Source organism: Phenylobacterium sp. (assembly GCF_046463815.1).
Taxonomy (GTDB): Bacteria; Pseudomonadota; Alphaproteobacteria; order Caulobacterales; family Caulobacteraceae; genus Phenylobacterium.
This window is the reverse complement of sequence record NZ_JBKBRO010000001.1, coordinates 219,149-239,789: the sequence shown is the minus strand read 5'-3', so window position 1 is coordinate 239,789 and position 20,641 is coordinate 219,149. Positions and strand designations below refer to the sequence as shown.

Annotated in this window: 19 protein-coding genes; 6 read left to right on the top strand and 13 right to left on the bottom strand. The window is 71.3% G+C overall.

Annotated features, from left to right (window positions below):
- A partial coding sequence (locus ACK4TT_RS01180) for an OmpP1/FadL family transporter (protein WP_410212146.1) occupies positions 1–1,342 on the bottom strand: 1,342 nt, incomplete at its 3' end.
- 226 nt (positions 1,343–1,568) lie between these two features.
- Between ACK4TT_RS01180 and clpB the strand changes: the two genes are divergently transcribed.
- Positions 1,569–4,145 carry an ATP-dependent chaperone ClpB gene (gene clpB / locus ACK4TT_RS01175; protein ID WP_410212145.1) on the top strand — a complete coding sequence of 859 codons (2,577 nt, stop codon included), beginning with the start codon at positions 1,569–1,571 and terminating at the stop codon, positions 4,143–4,145.
- Positions 4,146–4,182: 37 nt separating this feature from the next.
- On the opposite strand, the gene ACK4TT_RS01170 is transcribed toward clpB, so the two are convergent.
- Together ACK4TT_RS01170 and arfB are read right to left on the bottom strand one after the other, a co-directional pair.
- Positions 4,183–4,731, bottom strand: coding sequence for a hypothetical protein (locus ACK4TT_RS01170; protein WP_409639172.1), 549 nt, complete (start codon positions 4,729–4,731; stop codon positions 4,183–4,185).
- Positions 4,732–4,808: 77 nt separating this feature from the next.
- Positions 4,809–5,231: an alternative ribosome rescue aminoacyl-tRNA hydrolase ArfB gene (gene arfB, locus ACK4TT_RS01165; protein ID WP_409639168.1), complete on the bottom strand. Its 423-nt coding sequence runs from the start codon at positions 5,229–5,231 to the stop codon at positions 4,809–4,811.
- Positions 5,232–5,405: 174 nt separating this feature from the next.
- On the opposite strand from arfB, the gene ilvC reads away from it, so the two are divergent.
- On the top strand, positions 5,406–6,425 hold the full coding sequence (gene ilvC, locus ACK4TT_RS01160) for a ketol-acid reductoisomerase (protein WP_409639164.1): 1,020 nt from the start codon (positions 5,406–5,408) through the stop codon (positions 6,423–6,425).
- Between the two features lie 255 nt (positions 6,426–6,680).
- Here the strand turns inward: ilvC and rsgA are convergent, their stop codons facing one another.
- Positions 6,681–7,760, bottom strand: a complete 1,080-nt coding sequence (rsgA, locus tag ACK4TT_RS01155) for a ribosome small subunit-dependent GTPase A (RefSeq protein WP_410212144.1) — start codon at positions 7,758–7,760, stop codon at positions 6,681–6,683.
- 230 nt (positions 7,761–7,990) lie between these two features.
- Between rsgA and ACK4TT_RS01150 the strand changes: the two genes are divergently transcribed.
- Entirely contained in the window at positions 7,991–8,305 is a 315-nt protein-coding gene (locus ACK4TT_RS01150; protein ID WP_410212143.1) for a GNAT family N-acetyltransferase, read from the top strand.
- 98 nt (positions 8,306–8,403) lie between these two features.
- Complete coding sequence (locus tag ACK4TT_RS01145; RefSeq protein ID WP_409639155.1) at positions 8,404–8,922, top strand: hypothetical protein; 519 nt, start codon at positions 8,404–8,406, stop codon at positions 8,920–8,922.
- A 299-nt stretch (positions 8,923–9,221) separates the two neighbouring features.
- On the opposite strand, the gene ACK4TT_RS01140 is transcribed toward ACK4TT_RS01145, so the two are convergent.
- Complete coding sequence (locus tag ACK4TT_RS01140; protein WP_410212142.1) at positions 9,222–9,962, bottom strand: methyltransferase; 741 nt, start codon at positions 9,960–9,962, stop codon at positions 9,222–9,224.
- A gap of 135 nt (positions 9,963–10,097) precedes the next feature.
- Here ACK4TT_RS01140 and ACK4TT_RS01135 point away from each other — a divergent pair, with 135 nt between their 5' ends.
- Entirely contained in the window at positions 10,098–11,102 is a 1,005-nt protein-coding gene (locus ACK4TT_RS01135) for a polyprenyl synthetase family protein (protein ID WP_410212141.1), read from the top strand.
- Here the strand turns inward: ACK4TT_RS01135 and ACK4TT_RS01130 are convergent.
- Positions 11,099–12,190, bottom strand: coding sequence for a glycosyltransferase family 87 protein (locus ACK4TT_RS01130; RefSeq protein WP_410212140.1), 1,092 nt, complete (start codon positions 12,188–12,190; stop codon positions 11,099–11,101). The two genes, ACK4TT_RS01135 and ACK4TT_RS01130, sit on opposite strands and share 4 nt — an antisense overlap.
- A gap of 7 nt (positions 12,191–12,197) precedes the next feature.
- Positions 12,198–13,589: a class II fumarate hydratase gene (gene fumC / locus ACK4TT_RS01125; RefSeq protein WP_409639149.1), complete on the bottom strand. Its 1,392-nt coding sequence runs from the start codon at positions 13,587–13,589 to the stop codon at positions 12,198–12,200.
- 86 nt (positions 13,590–13,675) lie between these two features.
- On the opposite strand from fumC, the gene ACK4TT_RS01120 reads away from it, so the two are divergent.
- The gene (locus tag ACK4TT_RS01120) at positions 13,676–14,032 is read left to right on the top strand and encodes a RusA family crossover junction endodeoxyribonuclease (RefSeq protein WP_409639146.1); all 357 of its coding nucleotides are present in this window, start codon (positions 13,676–13,678) and stop codon (positions 14,030–14,032) included.
- Positions 14,033–14,138: 106 nt separating this feature from the next.
- On the opposite strand, the gene ACK4TT_RS01115 is transcribed toward ACK4TT_RS01120, so the two are convergent.
- From ACK4TT_RS01115 to ACK4TT_RS01090, 6 genes are all read right to left on the bottom strand, one after another.
- Positions 14,139–15,326 (bottom strand): aspartyl/asparaginyl beta-hydroxylase domain-containing protein, encoded by a 1,188-nt coding sequence (locus ACK4TT_RS01115; protein ID WP_409639144.1) that lies wholly within the window; start codon positions 15,324–15,326, stop codon positions 14,139–14,141.
- 31 nt (positions 15,327–15,357) lie between these two features.
- Positions 15,358–16,131, bottom strand: coding sequence for a type II CAAX prenyl endopeptidase Rce1 family protein (locus ACK4TT_RS01110; protein WP_409639141.1), 774 nt, complete (start codon positions 16,129–16,131; stop codon positions 15,358–15,360).
- Between the two features lie 170 nt (positions 16,132–16,301).
- A complete protein-coding gene (locus ACK4TT_RS01105) occupies positions 16,302–16,592 on the bottom strand; it encodes a DUF1153 domain-containing protein (RefSeq protein ID WP_257837393.1) in 291 nt (96 codons plus the stop codon).
- A gap of 168 nt (positions 16,593–16,760) precedes the next feature.
- Positions 16,761–18,128, bottom strand: coding sequence for a flagellar hook protein FlgE (locus ACK4TT_RS01100; RefSeq protein ID WP_409639138.1), 1,368 nt, complete (start codon positions 18,126–18,128; stop codon positions 16,761–16,763).
- Between the two features lie 101 nt (positions 18,129–18,229).
- Complete coding sequence (locus ACK4TT_RS01095) at positions 18,230–18,910, bottom strand: flagellar hook assembly protein FlgD (RefSeq protein ID WP_410212139.1); 681 nt, start codon at positions 18,908–18,910, stop codon at positions 18,230–18,232.
- Positions 18,911–18,912: 2 nt separating this feature from the next.
- Positions 18,913–20,493: a flagellar hook-length control protein FliK gene (locus ACK4TT_RS01090; protein ID WP_410212138.1), complete on the bottom strand. Its 1,581-nt coding sequence runs from the start codon at positions 20,491–20,493 to the stop codon at positions 18,913–18,915.
- Between the last annotated feature and the right edge of the window lie 148 nt (positions 20,494–20,641).

The window sequence follows — 20,641 nt, the reverse complement described above, 5'->3', positions numbered from 1 at the left end:
CGCCAACCAGCGATGATCCTCTGGTCAGCCTGCCTACCGTGGCCGCCTGACCAGATCCGGCCCAGCCGGAGATCGCGGTGATCACACCGCCGAAGCTACACCACGCGTTGGGGCACGATCTGGTCGTGGCCGCGGGCGTGCCGGCGTAGAAGGTGGTGTCGTGGTTCACGGTGCTGTCGTCGAAGTGGATGTAGGCCGCGCCCAGGTCCAGCGACACGCGCTCCGTCACCTTGGCCGTGGCGCCGGCGCCGAACAGCCAGCGGTCGCCGTCCGGCACGCGGGCGGTGCGCTCGGCGTCGGGGGTCGGCGTCGGGTCGTACTGGACGCCGGTGCGCAGCGTCAGCCGGTCGCTGACGGCGTAGTCCAGGCCCACCGCGCCGGACGTGGTGTCCTTGTAGTTCTGGGCCAGCGCCTGGGGACCGGCCGGCGTGGCCACCTCGATCTCGTCGAACTCGCCCCAGCCGAAGCGCTGGGCCTGGGCGTTGAGGGTCAGCTTGTCGGTCAGGGCGTAGCGGACGCCCACCGTGGCGATCCAGGGGGTGGAGAATTCGGCCGAGCCCGGCGCGTTGACGTTGGCTCCGGCCAGCGGGCCGACGAGCCCGCCCACGAACACCCGGCCGTCGAGGTTGTGCTTGATGGCCGAGCGGTAGCTGGCCCCCACCGTGAGCTTGCCCACATAGGCCTGGCCGCCGACGGTCCAGCCCCAGTCCCAGCCGTCGCCGCTGAGCTGCGAGACGCCGTCGGGCAGGGCGGGCGACAGGTTTGGATAGGCGGTCTGCAGCTTGGCGTCGGTGTAGTGGGCGTCGGCGCCCACGCCCAGGTCGAGCCAGTCGGTCACCCGCATGGCGCCGGTGAGCTGCACGTCGGCGGTGGTCACCCGCGAGGCCAGCGCGTCGTAGCGGGCCCAGGCGTTGCGGCGGTAGTCGGTCTCGAAGTTGAACGGCGCGGCCACCGACAGGCCCAGGGCGAAGCGGTCGCCCACCGGCGTGGCGATGGCGAAGTTCGGCGCGACGCCGTCCTGGATCGGGTTGAAGGCCCGGGGCTCGCCGCTGATCGGGACGGTCACGCCGCCGGGATAGGTGATGGTCGAGCCGGCGTCGGTCACCTTGGAATCCACGAACACGCCGTGCGCGCCGACATAGGCCTCGCGGCCCGAGCGGGCGATGGCGGCCGGGTTCCACCAGAGCGAGTCGACGCCCTGGCTGGCGACCTCGCCGGAATAGGCGCGGCCGACGCCGCGCACCGACTGTTCCTGGAGGTGGAAGCCGGCGGCGTGGGACAGGCCGGGAACGGCCACGGCGGCCGCGCGCGCGAGCGCGAGGGCGAGGAACTTGTGCATCATGCGGACTCCGAACGGCGCCGCAGGGGGGAGGGGGCGGCGCGTCTCCGTATGGCTATATTGTTGACGCCCGTTTTGGTTGCAGGGGGTCGCGCCGGAGAAGGCCGCTTTTTCCCGGGAAATGGGGGCGCCCCCGTCTTGTGTGACCCATCTGCCACACTAAATGCGAAGCGTCGGAGGCTGCGCTTGATCAAGGCGGCCTGCGCCAGTCCGCCTGAGTAGGGGAACCATGAACATCGACATCTATTCCGACCGCGCCAAGCAGGCGATCCAGTCGGCCCAGAGCCTGGCGCTCGCGCGCCGCCACCAGCAGCTTGCCCCCGAGCACCTCCTGAAGGTGCTGCTGGAGGAGAAGGACGGCCTCTCCCGCGCCCTGATCCAGAGCGCCGGCGGCCGGCCCGACGAGGCCGACCGCGCCGTCGACGACCTGCTCGCCAAGCTGCCCAAGGTCGAGGGCGGCTCGGGCCAGCTCTACATGAAGCCCGAGACGGCCCGCGTGTTCGCCGAGGCCGAAGCGGGCGCCAAGGCCGCCGGCGACGCCTTCGTCACCACCGAGCGCCTGCTCATCGCCATCGCCAAGGAAGGCGGCGAGGCGGCGAACGCCATCAAGCAGGCCGGCGCCAATCCCAAGGGGCTGGAGGACGCCGCCACCGCCGTCCGCAAGGGCCGCACGGCCGACAGCGCTTCGGCCGAAGAGGGCTATGATGCGCTGAAGCGCTACGCCCGCGACCTCACCCAGGCCGCCCGCGACGGCAAGCTCGACCCCGTCATCGGCCGCGACGAGGAGATCCGCCGGACCATCCAGGTCCTGTCGCGCCGGACCAAGAACAACCCCGTCCTCATCGGCGAGCCCGGCGTCGGCAAGACCGCCATCGTCGAGGGCCTGGCGCTGCGCATCGTCAACGGCGACGTGCCCGAGAGCCTGAAGGACAAGAAGCTGCTCGCCCTCGACATGGGCGCCCTGATCGCCGGGGCGAAGTACCGCGGCGAGTTCGAGGAGCGGCTGAAGGCGGTGCTGAACGAGGTGACCGCCGCCGAGGGCTCGATCATCCTGTTCATCGACGAGATGCACACGCTCGTCGGGGCCGGCAAGACCGACGGGGCCATGGACGCCTCCAACCTGCTCAAGCCCGCGCTCGCCCGCGGCGAGCTGCATTGCGTGGGCGCCACGACGCTCGACGAGTACCGCAAGCACGTCGAGAAGGACGCCGCCCTGGCCCGCCGCTTCCAGCCGGTGATGGTCTCCGAGCCCACGGTCGAGGACACCGTCTCGATCCTGCGGGGCCTCAAGGAGAAGTACGAGGTCCACCACGGCGTGCGCATCTCGGACAGCGCCATCGTGGCCGCCGCCACCCTCTCGAACCGCTACATCACCGACCGCTTCCTGCCCGACAAGGCCATCGACCTGGTGGACGAGGCGGCCAGCCGCGTGCGCATGGCGGTGGACTCCAAGCCCGAGGAGCTGGACGAGATCGACCGTCGCGTCGTGCAGCTCAAGATCGAGCGCGAGGCCCTGTCCAAGGAGACCGACGCCGCCTCCAAGGCCCGCCTGGAGAAGCTGGAGGAGGAACTCGCCGAGCTGGAGGCCCAGTCGGCCGAGATGACCGCCCGCTGGCGCGCCGAGAAGGAGAAGGTCTCCTCCGCCGCCCAGATCCGCGAGGGCCTCGACCGGCTGCGCGCCGAGCTCACGGCCGCCCAGCGGCGCGGCGACCTGCAGCGCGCCTCCGAGATCGCCTACGGCGAGATCCCGCAGCTTGAGAAGCGCCTGGCCGAGGCCGAGGCCGCCGAGGGCGGCGAGGAGGCCATGACCCCCGAGGTCGTCGACGCCGAGCAGATCGCCGCCGTGGTCTCCCGCTGGACCGGCGTGCCGGTCGAGAAGATGCTGGAGGGCGAGCGCGAGAAGCTTCTCCAGATGGAGGACGGCCTGCGCAAGCGGGTGGTCGGCCAGGAGGAGGCGCTGCTGGCCGTCTCCGACGCCGTGCGCCGGGCCCGGGCGGGCCTGAAGGACCCCAACCGGCCGATCGGCTCGTTCCTGTTCCTGGGCCCCACCGGCGTCGGCAAGACCGAGCTCACCAAGGCGCTCGCCGAGTTCCTGTTCGACGACGAGTCCGCCGTGACCCGCCTCGACATGAGCGAGTACATGGAGAAGCACTCGGTCAGCCGGATGATCGGCGCGCCTCCCGGCTACGTCGGCTACGACGAGGGCGGGGCGCTGACCGAGTCCGTGCGCCGCCGCCCCTACCAGGTCGTGCTGTTCGACGAGGTGGAGAAGGCCCACCCCGACGTCTTCAACGTGCTGCTGCAGGTGCTGGACGACGGCCGCCTGACCGACGGCCAGGGCCGCACGGTCGACTTCCGCAACACGCTGATCATCATGACGTCCAACCTCGGCTCGGAGTTCCTGGCCGGCGGCGACGACGTGGAGACGGCGCGTCCGGCGGTCATGGAGGTGGTCCGCCGCCACTTCCGGCCCGAGTTCCTGAACCGGATCGACGAGGTCATCCTCTTCAAGCGCCTGGGCCGGGCCGAGATGGACGACATCGTCCGCATCCAGCTCCAGCGCGTCGAGAAGCTGCTGGCCGACCGGCGCATGAGCCTGTCGCTGGACCCCGCCGCCCTGCACTGGCTGGGCGACAAGGGCTACGACCCGGTCTACGGCGCCCGTCCGCTCAAGCGCGTCATCCAGAAGGAGCTGGTCGACCCCATCGCCCGCAAGCTGCTGGCGGGCGAACTGGAGGACGGCTCGGTGATCGAGGTCCACGCCGGCGCGGACGGCCTGGAGATCGGCCGGGTCAAGGTGCACTGAGGAAGCCTTCCCTCCCCCTCGCGGGGAGGGAAGCGCCCTACAGCGTCACGTTCGTCACGCGGCCGCCGCGGGTCACGACCCGCTGCATCAGGGCGGTGCTCTCGGCCTGGGGCTGGCCCGCGGGGCGGGCGAGCGTGATCACGTACCAGGTCCCGTTCGGCAGCCCTGCGAAGCTGAACCGGTCCTGGGCGTCGCAGGTCGTCCGCTTCACGTAGGGGCCCGCGTCGCCGGCGGGCGCGGTGGGCGTGCGCTTGCGCACCTCGTCGGCCGGCAGGGCCGCGCGCTCGGTCGAGCCGTAGAGCACCGCCATCCGGGCCCGCGACCAGGGCGTCTCCGGCGTCAGCACCACCCCCGAGCCGGCGCAGGTGAAGCGCTGCGGCCCCTGCTTGTAGGCCAGCCGGCCCTGGACGCCGTTGGTCCCCTTGGCCTGCGACCAGGCGAAGTCGGCGGCCGAGAACTCGGCGCGGCCCGAGGGCAGCGGGCCGGGCGGCGGCGGACCCAGCGCGGGCGTGCAGGCGGCGGCGGCCAGGGCCAGCAGGACGGGGGCGGCGGCGCCGAGGGCGGCGGGCGGGAGGGGGCGTTTCATCTCGGACCCAGCTTATAGGCCATTGCGGCGAAACCTTGCCAGGGGCTTGCCCAGGGGTTGTGCACGGGATGCAGCCCCTAGTCGTCCCGCACCTTGCCGCGCATGGCCTTCACGCCCGAGCGCTTGGCCTTGCCCTCCAGCCGCTTGAGCTTGCTGGCATAGGTCGGCTTGGTCTTCTTGCGCGGCGGGGGCGGCGGCCTGGCGGCCTCGCGGATCAGGTCGACCAGGCGGTTCACAGCCGCCTGCCGGTTCAGTTCCCGCGAGCGGTGCTCCTGGGCGACCAGCACCAGCACCCCGTCCTGGGTCAGGCGGTTGCCCGACAGGCGGTAGAGCCTCGCCCGCACCGGCTCGGGCAGGGACGGGGAGGCGCGCACGTCGAACCTCAGCTCGACGGCGGTCGAGACCTTGTTCACGTGCTGGCCGCCGGGCCCCGAGGCGCGCACCGCCCGGAGCTGGACCTCCTCGTCCCCGAGGCTGATGGAGGAGGTGACCTCGATCATGGGCCCCGCTTGCCACGGTTCGTCTCCCCGCGCGACCGAGGGCGCGACGTTTTCGCAAGGCCCCGCCGGCCGCGCTTCCCTTGACCCGCGCGCAAAAAACCGCTTGAGAGCCCCGACTTTACCGCGCCGCCGTTGCGCCGTCGCGGCCGATTTGTCGTATCAGGAGAAACAAACATGCGCGTCTACTACGATCGCGACGCCGACCTGTCCCGCATCCTGGACAAGAAGATCGCCATCGTAGGCTATGGCTCGCAGGGCCGTGCGCATGCGCTGAACCTTACCGACTCCGGCGTGAAGAACGTGGCCGTGGCGCTCCGCCCGGGCTCGGCCACCGCCAGGAAGGTCGAGGCCGACGGCCTGAAGGTGATGAGCGTGGCCGAGGCCGCCGCCTGGGCCGACGCCATCATGATCCTGGCCCCCGACGAGCTGCAGGCCCAGATCTACCGCGACGAGATCGCCCCCAACATCAAGGACGGCGCGGCCCTGCTGTTCGCCCACGGCCTCAACGTCCACTTCGGCCTCATCGAACCGAAGAAGACCGTGGACGTGCTGATGGTCGCGCCGAAGGGCCCCGGCCACACCGTCCGCGGCGAGTACCAGAAGGGCGGCGGCGTGCCCTGCCTGATCGCGGTCCACCACGACGCCACCGGCGGCGCCATGGACTTCGGCCTGGCCTATGCTTCCGCCATCGGCGGCGGCCGCTCGGGCGTCATCGAGACCAACTTCCGCGAGGAATGCGAGACCGACCTGTTCGGCGAACAGGCCGTGCTCTGCGGCGGCCTGGTGGAGCTGATCCGCGCCGGCTTCGAGACCCTGGTCGAGGCGGGCTACGCCCCCGAGATGGCCTATTTCGAGTGCTTGCACGAGGTGAAGCTGATCGTCGACCTCATCTACGAGGGCGGCATCGCCAACATGAACTACTCGATCTCCAACACGGCCGAGTACGGCGAGTACGTGACCGGCCCGCGCATCGTCACGCCCGAGACCAAGGCCGAGATGAAGCGCGTGCTGGAGGACATCCAGTCGGGCCGCTTCGTGCGCGACTTCATGCAGGAGAACGCGGTCGGCGCGCCCAGCTTCAAGGCCACCCGCCGTAGAGCCGCCGAGCATCCCATCGAGGAGGTCGGCCAGCGCCTGCGCGCCATGATGCCCTGGATCACCAAGAACAAGCTGGTCGACACCGAGCGCAACTGACCGCGAAGCGAGTCATCCCCGCGAAGGCGGGGATCCAGAACCCAAAAGGCCCGGGGAAACCCGGGCCTTTTTCTTCCCTCCCTTGATGGGGAGGGACAGGCGGCGAAGCCGCCAGGGTGGGGAAGTCACGACCGGGCGCAGGCGCTCAGGGATTGGCGGGCCGCCTGGGACTCACCGCCCTACGAGACACATCCCCCACCCGTCTCCCCCGGACCAGGTCCGGGGTCGCCACCCTCCCCACGCGGGGGAGGGACGTCACTCGTCCTCCCCGAAGCCCCGCTTCTGCTTGCTCCAGGCCTTGGCGGTCTTGTGGCGGGAGGCCCAGAGCCGGCGGTTCTCCTGGGCCGCGCGGGGGTCTTCCTTGCGCCGCTCGTGGGCCAGTTCGGCCCGCAGCTTCTGGAAGCTCGCCCAGCGGCCCGGATCGAGCCGGCCGTCCTCCAGCGCCGCGCGCACGGCGCAGCCCGGCTCGCGGTCGTGGCCGCAGTCGCTGAACCGGCACTCGGCCTCCAGCGCCTCGATGTCTGAGAACAGGGTCGCGACGCCAGCGTCGGCCTCCCACAGCGCCAGCTCCCGCATCCCCGGCGTGTCCAGGATCAGCCCGCCCGACGGCAGCAGCACCAGCTCGCGGTGGGTGGTGGTGTGGCGGCCGCGCTCGTCGTGCTCGCGGATCTCGCCCGTGGCCATCCGCTCGGTCCCGGCCAGCGCGTTCAGCAGCGTGGACTTGCCCGCCCCGGACATGCCGAGCAGCACGGCGGTCTTCCCCGGCTCCAGGTGCGCGGCCACCGCCTCCAGCCCCTCGCCGCGCTTGGCCGCGATGGCCAGCACGGGGGCGCCTTGGGCGATCGCCTCCACCTCGGCGACCCGCGCGGCCACGTCGTCCGCCAGGTCGGCCTTGGTCAGCACGATGACGGGGCGGGCGCCGCTCTCGTGGGCCGTGGCGAGATAGCGCTCCAGCCGGCGCAGGCTGAGGTCGGTGTTCAGCGAGGTGACCAGGAAGGCCACGTCGACGTTGGCCGCCACCACCTGGGCGTGGGTCCCGCGCCCCGCCGCCTTCCGCACGAAGGCGGTGGCCCTCGGCAGCACGTGCTGGATGAAGGCCGGCTCCGGCGCCCTGCGCGGCTCGTAGGCCACCCAGTCGCCGACGGCGGGCCGGGCCATCTCCTCAGGCGATTTCATCAGCCGTCCGGCCGCCTTGGCGTCGGCCTCGCCGTCCTCGGTGATCAGGCGATAGCCGCCGCGCTGCTGGACGATGACGCGGCCGGCCTTCAGCCCCTGCGCCGCGTAAGGCGCGAAGTCGCGCTGGAGCCCGTCGCTCCAGCCGTATTGGGTCAACACTTGGGATGTCCTTGAAGTCGAGAGCCGATGTGGCGTCGACCGTGGGGACCCGTCCTCATGTGGGAGAGATCGGCTGCACTCTAGGCAGCGGTCACGGCGACGCAGCGAAGGGCTGCGCGGACAATGGGCGACACGGGCATCCTCCTCTCGTTTGCGTGGCCGTCGAGGTCGCGGACCTTGGCGGGGGCCGCGCGTCGCGTCAAGAAAGACGGCGGCGACAGGAGAGACCGATGGCCGATGCGATCCAGGTGGTGAAGAACGACGAGACCCGGCAGTTCGAGGTCACGCTCGACGGCCAGACCGCCTTCGCCGAGTTCCGCATGGTCGACCACGGCATGATCCTGCCGCACACGGTGGTGCCCGAGGCGTTCGAGGGCAAGGGCGTGGGCTCGGCGCTGGCCAAGGCGGCCCTCGGCTACGCCCGCGACCACGACCTGAAGGTCATCCCCCTCTGCCCCTTCATCGCCGGCTACATCAAGAAGCACCCCGAGTGGAACGACGTGGTCCACGAGACGTACCGGGCGCAGCTGGGGATCGTGGGTTAGGGCGCGTGAGGATGCGCCGGGCGTGGAGGTGACACGTGTCTGGGGCCGACCAGTTTGGAGCGGACCTGCCAAGTGAGCACGCTCACGCGGTTGGGGTCTTGGCGCTGTATTTCAATTGCCTTGAGATGGCGCTCTTCGCTCTCTTTGAGCGTTATACGCAAGGCGGTCCGGCGGCTCGGGCACTTCTATTTGCGGAATTGAGCAATGATGCGCGGGTCAAGGTCGTTCGCGCGATTGCCAATCAGCAGGAGTCAGCAGCCGTTGCAGAAGAAGTTGACTACGCGCTGACGTGCTTCCGCGAATGCGTGGCAAATCGAAACCTCGTTCTGCATTCCCTTCCAACCGCAGAGGAGGGCGACAGGATCACCGTTGCGAAGGCGCCTCGAAAGGGCCCGCCAGGCCATCTCAGAGTCTACGAATTCACGCTCGAAGCTCTTCGGGCGGCGGCCTCCAGTGTCGCTGACATCGAAAGCCACATCCTTCTGCTCGTTGACTGGCTAAGTAAGGTCGAGAATGCGGAGGCTGAGGGCGCACCACGTCCCTCGCCACCTCAGCGTCCGGCAGTGCCGCCATCGCTTAATCTCCTGACACGTGAGGCCCCCCTAACCCCCATCTGACCGAGGGCGAGCGATCGTCCTCTACCCCCCGGCCAGCCGCGTTCGTGCGGCACCAGCGGCGAGCGTCACCGGCGTCCTTCTCCCCTTGCGGGAGAAGGTGTCAGCCGCAGGCTGACGGATGAGGGGTTGTCGGGCGCCCGCCGCAGGATTCAAGCGCGGAGCGTCGCGGCGTCCCTTCTCTGCGTCCTCTGCGCGATCTCTGCGCCCTCTGCGGTCCGTTCCTGGGGCGAGCGCCGCACGACCCCTCATCCGGCCTGCTCGTGCAGGCTGCCTTCTCCCGCAAGGGGAGAAGGACGCGCTCACCCCCACCCCAGCCCAGCCTCGCCGCGCAGGATCGCCTCGGCCTGCGCCGTATGCTTCCCCCCGCCGCGCTCATGCAGCACCAGCGGCGGCAGCAGCCTGAGCGGCGCCTTGCCGGTCTTCACCGCCCGAACCAGCACCCGCTTGGCGGGTTCGTCGGCGTGCGGGTGGACGGGGCGGACCTGGAACGAGCCGGCCTTGGGAGCCAGGAGGGCGAGGAGGTCGGCCAGCCGGTCGGCGCGGTGGATGATCGTGATCGTCCCCCCCTCGCGCACCGCCTTCGACAGGAAGCCGGTCCAGGCGGCGAGCCCGCCCTCGGCCATCCAGGCGGCGGTCTTCTCAGGGGCGGGCGCGCGCAAGGTCCCGGGATCGTCGAAGAACGGCGGGTTGGCCATGGCCGCGTCGAAGGGCGGGAGGCCCAGCTTCGAGAACGGCACGCCCACGTCGCCGGCCATCGCCTCCACGCGGTCGGCCAGGCCGTTGCCGGCGATGTTGGCCCGCGCCAGGGCCAGCGCCTCGGGATCGCGCTCCAGGCCGGTGAACCGCGCGCCCGGCCGCCGAACCGCCGCCGCCAGCAGCGCCCCGCCGGCCCCGCAGCCCGCCTCCAGCACCCGCTGGCCGGCCTTGGCGTCGCACGCCGCCGCCAGCAGGGCCGCGTCCAGCCCCGCCCGGTAGCCGCGCGCCGGCTGGCGCAGCCGCACCCGGCCGTCCAGCACGCGGTCCTCGGAGGTTGCATCCATAAGGGAGGCCTTGGTTTCGCAAGAAGGAAGCGGTACGCGCTCGGGTCGCTTGACCGTGCCCTATCGCGTCACCATTGTCCCGGCAAACGGCGGCCGGTCGGGGTCCGGGCGCCTTGCGTATCAAAGGAACCCTGCGTGGAAGCCGCCCAGGCCATCGTCAGACCCGCCCCCAGCCTCGACGCGCTGCTGGACCTCGCCGGGCCGGACATGCGGGCGGTGGACGCCCTGATCCGCGCGCACATGGACAGCCCCGTGCCGGTGATCCCGGCCCTGGCCGACCACCTGATCGCCGGCTCCGCCAAGCGCCTGCGCCCCCTGCTGACCATCGCGGCGGCCCGGCTCGCCGGCGCCCGCGACGACGCCTGCCTGAAGCTCGCCGCCGCCGTGGAGTTCATCCACACCGCCACCCTGCTGCACGACGACGTGGTGGACAGCTCGCAGCTCCGCCGGGGGCGCGTGGCCGCGCACCTGATCTGGGGCGCGCCGTCCAGCGTGCTGGTCGGCGACTTCCTGTTCGCCCGGGCCTTCGAGCTGATGGTCGGCGCGGGCTCGATGGCCGCGCTTGAGATCCTGGCCCGGGCCAGCCGCGTCATCTCCGAGGGCGAGGTGCTGCAGCTCACCCGCAGCCACGACCTCGACCTGACCCAGGACGTCTATCTGGAGATCATCGGGGCCAAGACCGCCGAGCTGTTCGCCGCCGCCGCCGAGGCTGGCGCGGTGTCGGCCGGGGCCCCGCCCGAGCGCCGCCGGGCCCTGCGCCGCTTCGGCCAGGAGCTGGGGCTGGCGTTCCAGCTCGTCGACGACGCCCTCGACTATTCCGGCGACGCCGGCACGCTCGGCAAGAACGCCGGCGACGACTTCAAGGAGGGCAAGGTCACCCTGCCGCTCCTGCTGGCCATGGCCCGCACCGGCGCCGCCGAGCGCGAGTTCTGGCAGCGCACCGTCGACCGCCGCGAGCAGGCCGACGGCGACCTCGACCGCGCCCGCGAGCTGATGCGCGAGACCCGCGCCCTTGACGACACCCTGGGCCTCGCCGCCCGCTACGCCGAAAGCGCCAAGGCGGCGCTCGCCGACTTCGCCGGCCCCTGGCGCCCGGCCCTGGAAGACCTCGCCGACTTCGCCGTCGCCCGGAAGGCCTAGGCCGAAGCTACGCCGGGCGGGCGTCGCGCGATCAGCGGCATGACCATGGCCGCCAGCACGCCCAGGAAGGCTGGCGGGACCAGCAGCGCATAGAGGCTCGCGGCCAGCACGCTGAGCAGCCAGCGCCGGTCGTCCAGGGTGGCGACGACCCCGGCCGCCACCGCCGGGGCGAGCAGGGCGCGATCGTAGGGCAGGGCGTAGGGCCCGGCGAGGATCGCCGCGCCGGCGACCGTCACGAGGCGGGCGGCCAGGTCGTCGGTGCTGCGGAAGACCTTCCAGACCAGGAACGCCAGGGCGGGGATCGTCAGGAAGGCCAGCCAGCCCGGCAGGCCGACGAGCATCAGCACGCCGTAGGGCGTGCCCGCGTCGCCCTTGAGCGCGGGGTCGTTGTAGACGACGTCGTGGAAGCGGGGGAGCGCCTCCGGCCAGCGCAGCCAGACCTCGGGCCCGAAGGCCGCGGCCGAGGCGGCGGCCAGCGCCAGTCCCGCCGCCGCCGCGCCCGCGAGGCTCCGCCAGCGTCCCTCCGCCAGCAGGGCCAGGGGGGCGAACACCACGAGCTGGGGCTTCACGCAGGCCGCCGCGCCCCAGAGGACGCCGGCGAGCCAGGGCCGCGCCTTCAGCGTCAGGGCCGCCAGCATGAGGGCGCCGACCAGGAACGTCACCTGGCCGCAGTAGGCCACCAGGCTGACCGGCGCGAGGAGCACGAACCACCAGGGGAAGCGCGCCCTCAGGCCCGCCGCCAGGAACAGCGCCCCGGTCAGGGCGGTCCACAGGGCGTAGGCCGCGGTGAACGGCAGGGCTGCGAACGGCGCCAGGATCAGCGCCAGGGTGGGCGGGTAGGCGAAGGGCCGGAGCTTGGCGGGACCGAGCGGCCAGCCCTGGAGGGCGGTGACGTGCGCGAAGTCGTACAGCCGCGCCGGGTCCGAGAGCGCCACCCGGGCGCCGGTCCAGAGCGGCGCGAAGTCCAGGCCCGCCGGCTGGTAGCGGACCAGGGTCCAGGTGATCGCGCTCGTCACCGCGAAGCCGACGACCACCGCCGCCAGCAGCGGACGGCGGGCCTCGGCCAGGGGCGATGCCTTGCCCCCCATGGCCGGGTCAGCCCGGGCTGATCATCTTCTCCGGCCGCACGATCGCGTCGAACTCCTCGTTCGTGACATAGCCGCCGCCGACGGCCTCCTCGCGCAGCGTGGTGCCGTTCTTGTGCGCCAGCTTGGCGATCTTGGCGGCGTTGTCGTAGCCGATCTTGGGGGCCAGCGCGGTCACCAGCATCAGCGAGCGCTCGAGGTTGGCCTTGATGTTGTCCTCGCGGGCCTCGATGCCGGCCACCATGTTGTCGGTGAAGCTGATCGCCGCGTCCGAGATCAGCCGGCACGACTGCAGGAAGTTGTAGGCCATCACCGGGTTGAAGACGTTCAGCTCGAAGTGTCCTTGCGAGCCCGCCACCGTCATGGCCGTCTGGTTGCCCATGATGTGGGCGCAGACCATGGTCAGGGCCTCGGCCTGGGTGGGGTTCACCTTGCCGGGCATGATCGAGGACCCGGGCTCGTTCTCGGGCAGGGCCAGCTCGCCCAGGCCCGAGCGCGGACCGCTCCCCAGGAAGCGGATGTCGTTGGCGATCTTGAACAGGGCCGCCGCCGCCGTGTTGATCGCCCCGTGGCTGAACACCATGGCGTCGTGCGCCGCCAGCGCCTCGAACTTGTTGGGCGCCGTCACGAACGGCAGCTTGGTGATTCCGGCGATCTTCTCGGCCACCAGTTCGGCGAAGCCGACGGGCGCGTTCAGGCCCGTGCCCACCGCCGTGCCGCCCTGGGCCAGCTCGTAGAGGCCGTAGAGGGTCTCCTTGATCCGCCGCACCGACATGGCGACCTGATGGGCGTAGCCGCCGAATTCCTGGCCGAGCGTGAGCGGCGTGGCGTCCTGGGTGTGGGTGCGGCCGATCTTGATGATGTGGGCGAATTCGTCGGCCTTCGCTTTCAGGCCCGCGTGCAGGTGTTCCAGGGCCGGCATCACCGAGCGCGCCACCTCCTCGGCCGCGGCGATGTGCATGGCCGTCGGATAGGTGTCGTTCGACGACTGGCTCATGTTGACGTGGTCGTTCGGGTGGACCGGCTTCTTCGAGCCCATCTCCCCGCCCATCATCTCGATGGCCCGGTTCGAGATCACCTCGTTGGCGTTCATGTTCGACTGGGTGCCGGAGCCGGTCTGCCAGACCACCAGCGGGAAGTGGTCGTCGAGCTTGCCGTCGATGACCTCCTGGGCGGCGGCCACGATGTGCTTGCCGATCTCGGGATCGAGCCGGCCCAGCTCCATGTTGGCCTCGGCCGCCGCGCGCTTGACCACGCCCAGGGCCTTGATCACCGGCTTGGGCTGCTTCTCCCAGCCGATCTTGAAGTTGCCGAGGCTGCGTTGCGTCTGCGCGCCCCAGTACCGGTCGGACGGGACTTCGATGGGGCCGAAGGTGTCGGTCTCGGTGCGGGTCGCGGTCACGGCTGGATCTCCACTGCGTACTGGCCGCGCCGGTTTAGCGGGACGGCGCGAGACTGCAAGGCGCCCTTGCGTCTAGGAAGATGGGGATGATCGAGGTCTGGACCCAGCACGGCAAGGTGCGCGCCCGCGAGGCGGACGGCCTGATGGAGCTCGTGGTCGACGGCCTGACCACCCAGGCCAAGTACTACAAGCCCCTGATCTACGAATTCTTCCGCAAGGCCTGGCGCGGTTCCCGCCCAAGCTGGGGTGAGTTCGCCGTCGAGATCGGCATGGAGTACGTGGGCGACCCGCCCTGGCTCGACCTCGACAACCTGGCCAAGGCGATCCTGGATTCCATCAAGGGCTACGCCTTCCACGACGACGCCCAGGTCGCCCGCCTGCTGGTCGAGCGCAAGCCTGGCGAGCGCGAGCGGATCACCGTCCTGGTGCGCCGGCTGGCCTGAGGGCCGCAGGCCCTTTGGTGAAACCACGGATTTCACCGATTTCACGGATGGCGCGGCCGCGCAGGCCTTATCCGTGCAATCCGTGAAATCCGTGGTTCTCTCCGGATCACTCCGTCCAGGCCGTCTTGCCGCCGTAGGCGTCCACGGCCTCCAGCGTGGCGCCGATCAGCTCGCGTTCCAAGTCGGAAAGCTCGGGCCGCCAGATGTCGAAGATCAGCACCACCCGCAGCTTCTCGGCGTTCCGGTTCCACGCCTCGTGCTCGATGCTGTCGTCGAAGACGCAGGCCTTCCCCTCCACCCAGGCCCGGGTCTCGGACCCCACCCGCATGGCGCAGTCCGCCGGCACGATCAGCGGCAGGTGGCAGATGTAGCGGGCGTTCATGAAGCCGTTGTGGGGCGGGATGTGCGCGCCGGGCCGCAGCAGCGAGAACAGGATCGACGGCGTCCGCCCCGGGATCTTGCACAGCGGCGCGCCCTCCAGCGCCGCCATGGTCCTGGGGAAGCGCTCGACGTTCCCGGCCACCGGCTCGCCGTCCTTCCAGAGGAAGAAGGCGCTCCACTGCGGATTGTCCAGCAGGCCCAGGGCGTCGAACACCGGCCGGTTCGGCTCGGCCTTCACATAGGGGCTGAACGCGCCGTCCTCCTCGATCACCCGGGCCAGTTCGGCGCGGATGTCGTCGGTCGCCGCCTCCACCCGGTCGAGCCACGGGAAGTCGGCCCGCTCGGCCCATTCGATGTTCGGCAGCTCGGGGAAGTAGAAGTACTTGGGCTCCTGAAGGTAGAGTCGGCTCTTGCCGGTCAGCAGGTCCAGCGCTTTCCGGGCCCGGCGCGCCTGCGGCCCGTCGATCCCCCGCCCCTCCAGCGCCCGGCGCAGGTGCGCGCCGTAGGTCTCGGCATAGCCCGCCAGCATCCGCTGGGCCCGGGCGGCCTCGGCCTGCACGGCCGGGTCCGGCGGCCCGGCGGCGGCCAGCTTGACCACCGCGTCGTAGAAGGCGCTCGCGGCCTTGGCGTCGTCGGCCGCCGCGTGATGGTCGCCCATCATCATCAGGGCGTGCGGGTTGCGGGGGTCGAGCCGCAGCGCCGCCTCCAGCGCGCTCCTCTGGGCGGGACCGTCGCCCAGAGCCCGCTGGGCCATGGCCACGCCCACCCAGACGGCGGCGTTGGCCCCGCCCGAGCCGGTGATCTGCGAGAACAGCGCCAGCGCCTCGGCCGCGCGGCCCTCGCGCAGGGCCTTCGCGCCGTCGCGCCAGGCGGCCTGAAGGTCACCGGTGGGGGAGGTCGGCGCGTCGCTCATGGCCCGATAGACGCCGCCCCGCGCCGCCCGGTCAAGCGGCCCCGCCCATGTGGCGCCGGCGCGCGATATGGAAGAGGGCGCCAACCGCCAGGGCGTTGACGGCCAGGCCCGCCAGGCCGCGCTCGGGATCGAGGAGGCCGATGTCGGCGATCCCCAGCAGGCCCGGGTCCGCGCCGTGTCCGAACAGGCCGTAGGCCAGGGTGTTCCAGGCCGCGTGGGCCAGGGCGGGAGCCAGCAGCGACCCCGAGATCATCCGCAGCAGGCCGAAGATCACGCCCGCCAGCAGCATGTTGCCGATGTAGACCGCGCGCCAGGCCGGCGGGACCTCGAAGTCCGGGATCATGGCCGCCGCGGCGATGTGCCAGGCGGCGAAGGCCGCCGAGGTGAGGGCCAGGGCGCCGAACGCCGACAGCCCCGCCCGCCGGCAACCGCCCCACAGGGCGCCGCGGAAGAAGCCGTCCTCGGTCAGCAACGCCAGGACGAAGGTCACGGCGAAAGACATGCCGGCCATCTGCGCCACGGCGGCCAGGGGAACCTCGGCCGGATGCAACTGGCCCATGAGTCCGGCCGCGAAGGCGAGGACCGCGGCGACGGCGCAGGGCGTGAACAGGGCGAGGGCGATCCCGGCCGGGGAGGGCGCGCTGAGGCCCATCTCGGCCCGCGTCAGCCGGCGTCCCGCCCACATCGCCAGGGCCAGGACGCCGGGCGCCAGCGTGTAGGCCAGCGGCGAGCCGGTCGCCCATTGCGCGGCCGGCGAGCCGACGCACGCCGCCGCCGCCCAAAGCGCGATCCAGGTCCGTCGCATCCGCATTCCCCCCTGACGCTGATCCTCGTTAGAGGGCCGGAGTGGTTACGGCGGATGCAGATTGCCGAAAGTTAATGCTTGGGGCGCGCCCAAAATAAAACCGGCCGCGCCCGGGAGGGAGTGGGCGCGGCCGGATACTTCGCGAACCTGTCCGGGGGAAATGGGTCGGTTCAGCGATACTGTTGCAGGCGGGTGGTCCGCAGGCCGGCCATCCCGTGGCGGTCGATCGAGCGCTGCCAGGACAGGAACTCGTCGCTGGTCAGCGAATAGCGTTCCAGGGCGTCTTCCAGCGAGATCAGCCCGCCGCGCACCGCGGCGACGACCTCGGCCTTGCGGCGGATCACCCACCGGCCCGTGTTGGGCGGCGGCAGGTCCTTGATCGTCAGAGGCGCGCCCGTCGGGCCGATCACGTAGGACTCGCCCCGGCTGTTCGTGCGCAGCTGCTGCGTCTGTTGCAACATGGCTCTTATGGCCTTCCCACCATCACTGTTGATGGCGACCATACGAGGCGGCTCCTAACGGCCGCTGAATCGCTAGAGTAAAGAAACACCTAACCATACACTCCCCCGTGTACCAGTTCGATACTGTTCTGAACGTTTACGGCGGTTAATCTAAGCTAACGGAAAGTATTACCTCTTGATGTTTATGAGCTCGTCCAGCATCTGATCCGCCGTGGTGATGATCTTGGATGAGGCCGAATAGGCCTTCTGGGTGGCGATCAGGCCGGTGAACTCGGCCGACAGGTCCACGGTCGAGGCTTCCAGGCTGGAGGGCGAGATCGCGCCCGCGCCGCCGACGCCCGGCTCCTTGATGACCATCTCGCCGGCCGGGATGGTCGGGCGGTAGGCGTTGCCGCTCACCGCCTGCAGGGCGTCGGGATTGGGGAAGGTGGCGATGCCGATCTTGGCGATCTTGCGGATCTCGCTGTTGTCGTAGACCGCCGAGACGATGCCGTCCTCGCTGACGTCGATGGCGATCACATTGCCCACACCCGCGCCGTTCGACTGGATCGAGTTCACCGTCGAGGTGGCCGAGTACTGGGTGAGCTTGGTGAGGTCGATGTCGATGTCCTGGGCGCCCAGGCCCAGGGCGTCAGCCCACTTCGGGGCCACGCCGCCGGAGGCGTCGAGGCTCAGGCTCTGCAGCGCCGCGGAGGTGGCCGTCGTGTCGATGGTGCCGTCGGCGTTGAACACGACGGTGCCGGTGGCGAGCTGCCCGTCGGCGCCCGCCGTGACGGAGGAGGCCGGCACGGCATAGATTTCCGCGTGCCACTCGTTGGGCGTCGCCGTGTCGGTCTTCAGCAGCGCCATGACCAGCTTCCGCGAGCCGCCGGCCGAGTCCACGACGTTCATCTCGATGGTGAAGTCGGGCTTGGTGCCGGACGCCCCGTTCGTGTTGGCGTACTCCGCCATGGAGTTCGTGGCCGGGACGTAGCTGGCCTCGCCGGCCGACACCGGCCCGTCCTTGTTGACGTTGGCGGTGATCGCGATCTCCGAGGTCTTCGACACCGCCGCGCCCAGGTTCTTGACGTTGATCGACTGCATCAGCGTCAGGTCGGACGGGTTGACGTTGAACGTCCCGTCGGCCTGCACGGGCCAGCCTTGCAGGTAGAGGCCGGCGTCGTTGACCATGTAGCCGTTGGAATCGACGCTGAACGCGCCCGAACGGGTGAAGCTGCGGTTGTCCGAGGCGGTCAGGCCCGAGCCCTTGTTGGCCACCACGAAGAAGCCGTCGCCCGAGATGGCGAGGTCGGTCGTCGAGTTCGAGGCCTGGATCAGGCCCTGCTGGCTGACGAACTGCCGCGTCACGCTCTGCACGCCGCCGGCCGAGTACTTGCCCTTCACGGCCTGGGCCGTGACCACGTTGGCGAAGTTCACCTGGTTGCGCTTGTAGGCGACGGTGTTGACGTTGGCGATGTTGTCCGAGATCGCCGCCAGCGCCGAGGAGTTGGCCACCAACCCCGAGACGCCGGCGAGCATGGCCGAATTGATGCTCATGGCTTAGTTCCGTTCTTCTCCGTTGGAGCCGCGTCCTGCGGCGGGTCGGCCTTCGCGGCCGCCGTGGGAGACGACGTTCTGCCGTCCGGGTTGTTGCTGGATCACGCGGCCGGCTCCTGCGCGGCCTGCCTGATGGTGGTGACGTAGTTCCAGGGCACCTTGGCCCCGTCGACGGTGAGCATGGTCTCGCCGTTCGATTGCTCGACGCCGGTGACCAGGCCGTCGATGTAGATGCTGGCGGGCACCGTCGCGTAATTGGTGTCCATGGCCGTGACGCGCAGGATGTAGACGCCGTCGGCCATCTTCAGGCCGTTCTGGTCCTTGCCGTCCCAGGTGAAGGTGTGGTCGCCGGCCTTGCGCCCGGCCTCGTCGGCCGAGACGGTGCGGACCACCTTGCCGTTGGAGTCCAGCACCTCGATCTTCACGTCGTTGGCTTCGCGCGAGAGATCGTAGATCCACTCGGCCTTGCCGTTGGCGAGCTTGGCGTCCGTGCTGGCGGCGCGGACCTCCTTGCCGATCAGGCTGACGGCCGTGGAGACGCCGTTCGAGGTGTTGGAGACGAGCGACTTCAGGAGGTCGTTGGTCAGCAGTTGCTGCTCGACCCCGGTCATCTGCACGATTTGCTGGGTGAACTGGTTGGAATCCAGCGGCGACAGCGGGTCCTGGTTCTTCAGTTGCGTGGTCAGCAGCGACAGGAAGGTGTCGAAGCTCTCGGCCAGCCGCGTGCGGCCGATGGCGCTCGTGTTCACGCCGGAGCCGGCTCCTGTGACGGCGTCGGTCATCGTCAGATCCTCACGTCCACGCCGCCGGTCAGCCCCCGGCGTAGGCGAAGCGCGCCCGACGCCGCGCCGTCGGCCGCCTCTCCGGCGGTCTCGAGGGCGGCCTGGAAGGCCCGCCCGCGGAAGCCGTCGCCGGCGGTGTCCTGCTCACCGCCCCAGCCCTGCCGGGCCTGGCCGCGGTCGCCGGCCACGTCGAAGGACAGGCCGCCCGAAAGCTCGAAGCCGGCCTGTTCCAGCGCGCGCTGAAGTTCGCCGGCGCGCGACTTCAGCTCGGCGGCCGACTGCGCGTTCTCGAAGGTCATGGCGGCGCTCACCCGGCCGTGGGCGCCCACTTCCACGCGGACGTCCACCTTGCCGAGGCCGGCCGGGTCGAGCTCGACGTCGAACCGGGTGACGGCGGCGCCCAGCTTCCTGGCGATCTGGGCCGCCAGGGCGCCGACCGTCTCGCTTCCGGCCCGCGCGGGCGGGGCGGCGTGGGCCGGGGCGGACGGGGCCTGGGCCTCGCGGGTTTCCGGGGCGGGGGCCTGCGCGGCGTCGCCCGCGTCGCCCGCGTCGGCGGGCGCGGGGCTCGCGGCGTCCTGGTCGGCGGTCTTCATGCCGCTTCCGGCCGGCTCGTGCGCGGCTCGGGGCGCGGCCTTGGCCTGGCCGGGCGGCGGGGCATCGATCGGCGCGGGTTCGTCATCCGCCGCTTCGGCCGTCTCGTCCGTCTTGACCGCGCGGGTGGAGTGGGCGGGAGCCGTGCTGCGGGCCGCGGCCGGCGTGGCGGCGGCGTCGGCGGGCTGGGCCTGGGTCACGACCGGGGCCGGTTCGGCGGCCACGGGGGCCGCGGGCGGGGCGTCATCGGCGGTCGGGGCGGGGGCGGCCTGGACCGGAGCCTGGGCCGGATTCGGGGCCGGATTCGGGGCCAGATTCGGGGCCGGAGTCCGGGCCGGACTCTGGGCCGGAGCCTGGACCGGAGCCTGGCCCGCCGGCGGAGCGGTCCGGGTCGCGGCGGGCGCCGTCTCGACCGCCGGGGCCTCGCGAGGCGCCTGACCGGTCTTGGGCGTTTCGGCCGAGGCGCCGGCCAAGGCGGCGTCGGCCGCCACGCCGGTCTCGGCGGTCCCGGCGTGCGGCGTGTTGGTCTCCGCCAGTTCGGCGTTGGCATCCGCATGGGCGAGCGCCGGCGCGGCCGGCGCGCCCTTGGTTTCGCCTTCGCCCCACGCGGGCGCGGAGTCGGCCGGCGACCCGGCGGCGGGCGCGGCCTGGGGCTGGGCGGGCGTCGTCGCCGCCGCCGCCAGGGCCAGCAGGGGATCGTCCGGAGTCGCGTCCGGAGTCGCGGCCGGATCGGCCGCCCCCTCGGCGGGCCTGTCCGTATCCGCGGACGCCTCATCGGACTCGTCCGTGTCGGTGGGGACGACCAGGGCCGGGGCGGGGGCCTGACCCGCGGCCGGCGCCGGCTGGATCGCTTCCGCCTCGCCGAACAGCGCCGCCATCAGGGCCTCGAAGCCCGCCAGCGCGCCGCCCGCAGCCTGGCCCACGCCCAACCCTTGGCGGGGCGCGGCGCCGGCGGGGCCGGCGAAGGCGGTGTTGAGGACGGGCGCGGTCACGGTCGTTGCGGTCTTCGGGTCTGCGGATGGCGCGGGGGCGCCGGGTCCATTCGATCCGACCGGAGCAACCTTCGCGCCACACTAGCAAACTATTGAAAAAACTAAATAATGACATTCTTGCCGGGCGCCCCCGACCCCCCGGTCGCGG

Coding starts and splice junctions, on each gene's coding strand:
- ACK4TT_RS01140 (WP_410212142.1), bottom strand. CDS start 9,962: ATGGATGCAACCTCCGAGGACCGCGTGCTGGACGGCCGGGTGCGGCTG.
- ACK4TT_RS01150 (WP_410212143.1), top strand. CDS start 7,991: ATGGCCGATGCGATCCAGGTGGTGAAGAACGACGAGACCCGGCAGTTC.
- ACK4TT_RS01100 (WP_409639138.1), bottom strand. CDS start 18,128: ATGAGCATCAATTCGGCCATGCTCGCCGGCGTCTCGGGGTTGGTGGCC.
- arfB (WP_409639168.1), bottom strand. CDS start 5,231: ATGATCGAGGTCACCTCCTCCATCAGCCTCGGGGACGAGGAGGTCCAG.
- ACK4TT_RS01170 (WP_409639172.1), bottom strand. CDS start 4,731: ATGAAACGCCCCCTCCCGCCCGCCGCCCTCGGCGCCGCCGCCCCCGTC.
- ACK4TT_RS01115 (WP_409639144.1), bottom strand. CDS start 15,326: ATGAGCGACGCGCCGACCTCCCCCACCGGTGACCTTCAGGCCGCCTGG.
- ACK4TT_RS01130 (WP_410212140.1), bottom strand. CDS start 12,190: ATGGGGGGCAAGGCATCGCCCCTGGCCGAGGCCCGCCGTCCGCTGCTG.
- ACK4TT_RS01105 (WP_257837393.1), bottom strand. CDS start 16,592: ATGTTGCAACAGACGCAGCAGCTGCGCACGAACAGCCGGGGCGAGTCC.
- ilvC (WP_409639164.1), top strand. CDS start 5,406: ATGCGCGTCTACTACGATCGCGACGCCGACCTGTCCCGCATCCTGGAC.
- ACK4TT_RS01120 (WP_409639146.1), top strand. CDS start 13,676: ATGATCGAGGTCTGGACCCAGCACGGCAAGGTGCGCGCCCGCGAGGCG.
- ACK4TT_RS01095 (WP_410212139.1), bottom strand. CDS start 18,910: ATGACCGACGCCGTCACAGGAGCCGGCTCCGGCGTGAACACGAGCGCC.
- clpB (WP_410212145.1), top strand. CDS start 1,569: ATGAACATCGACATCTATTCCGACCGCGCCAAGCAGGCGATCCAGTCG.
- ACK4TT_RS01110 (WP_409639141.1), bottom strand. CDS start 16,131: ATGCGACGGACCTGGATCGCGCTTTGGGCGGCGGCGGCGTGCGTCGGC.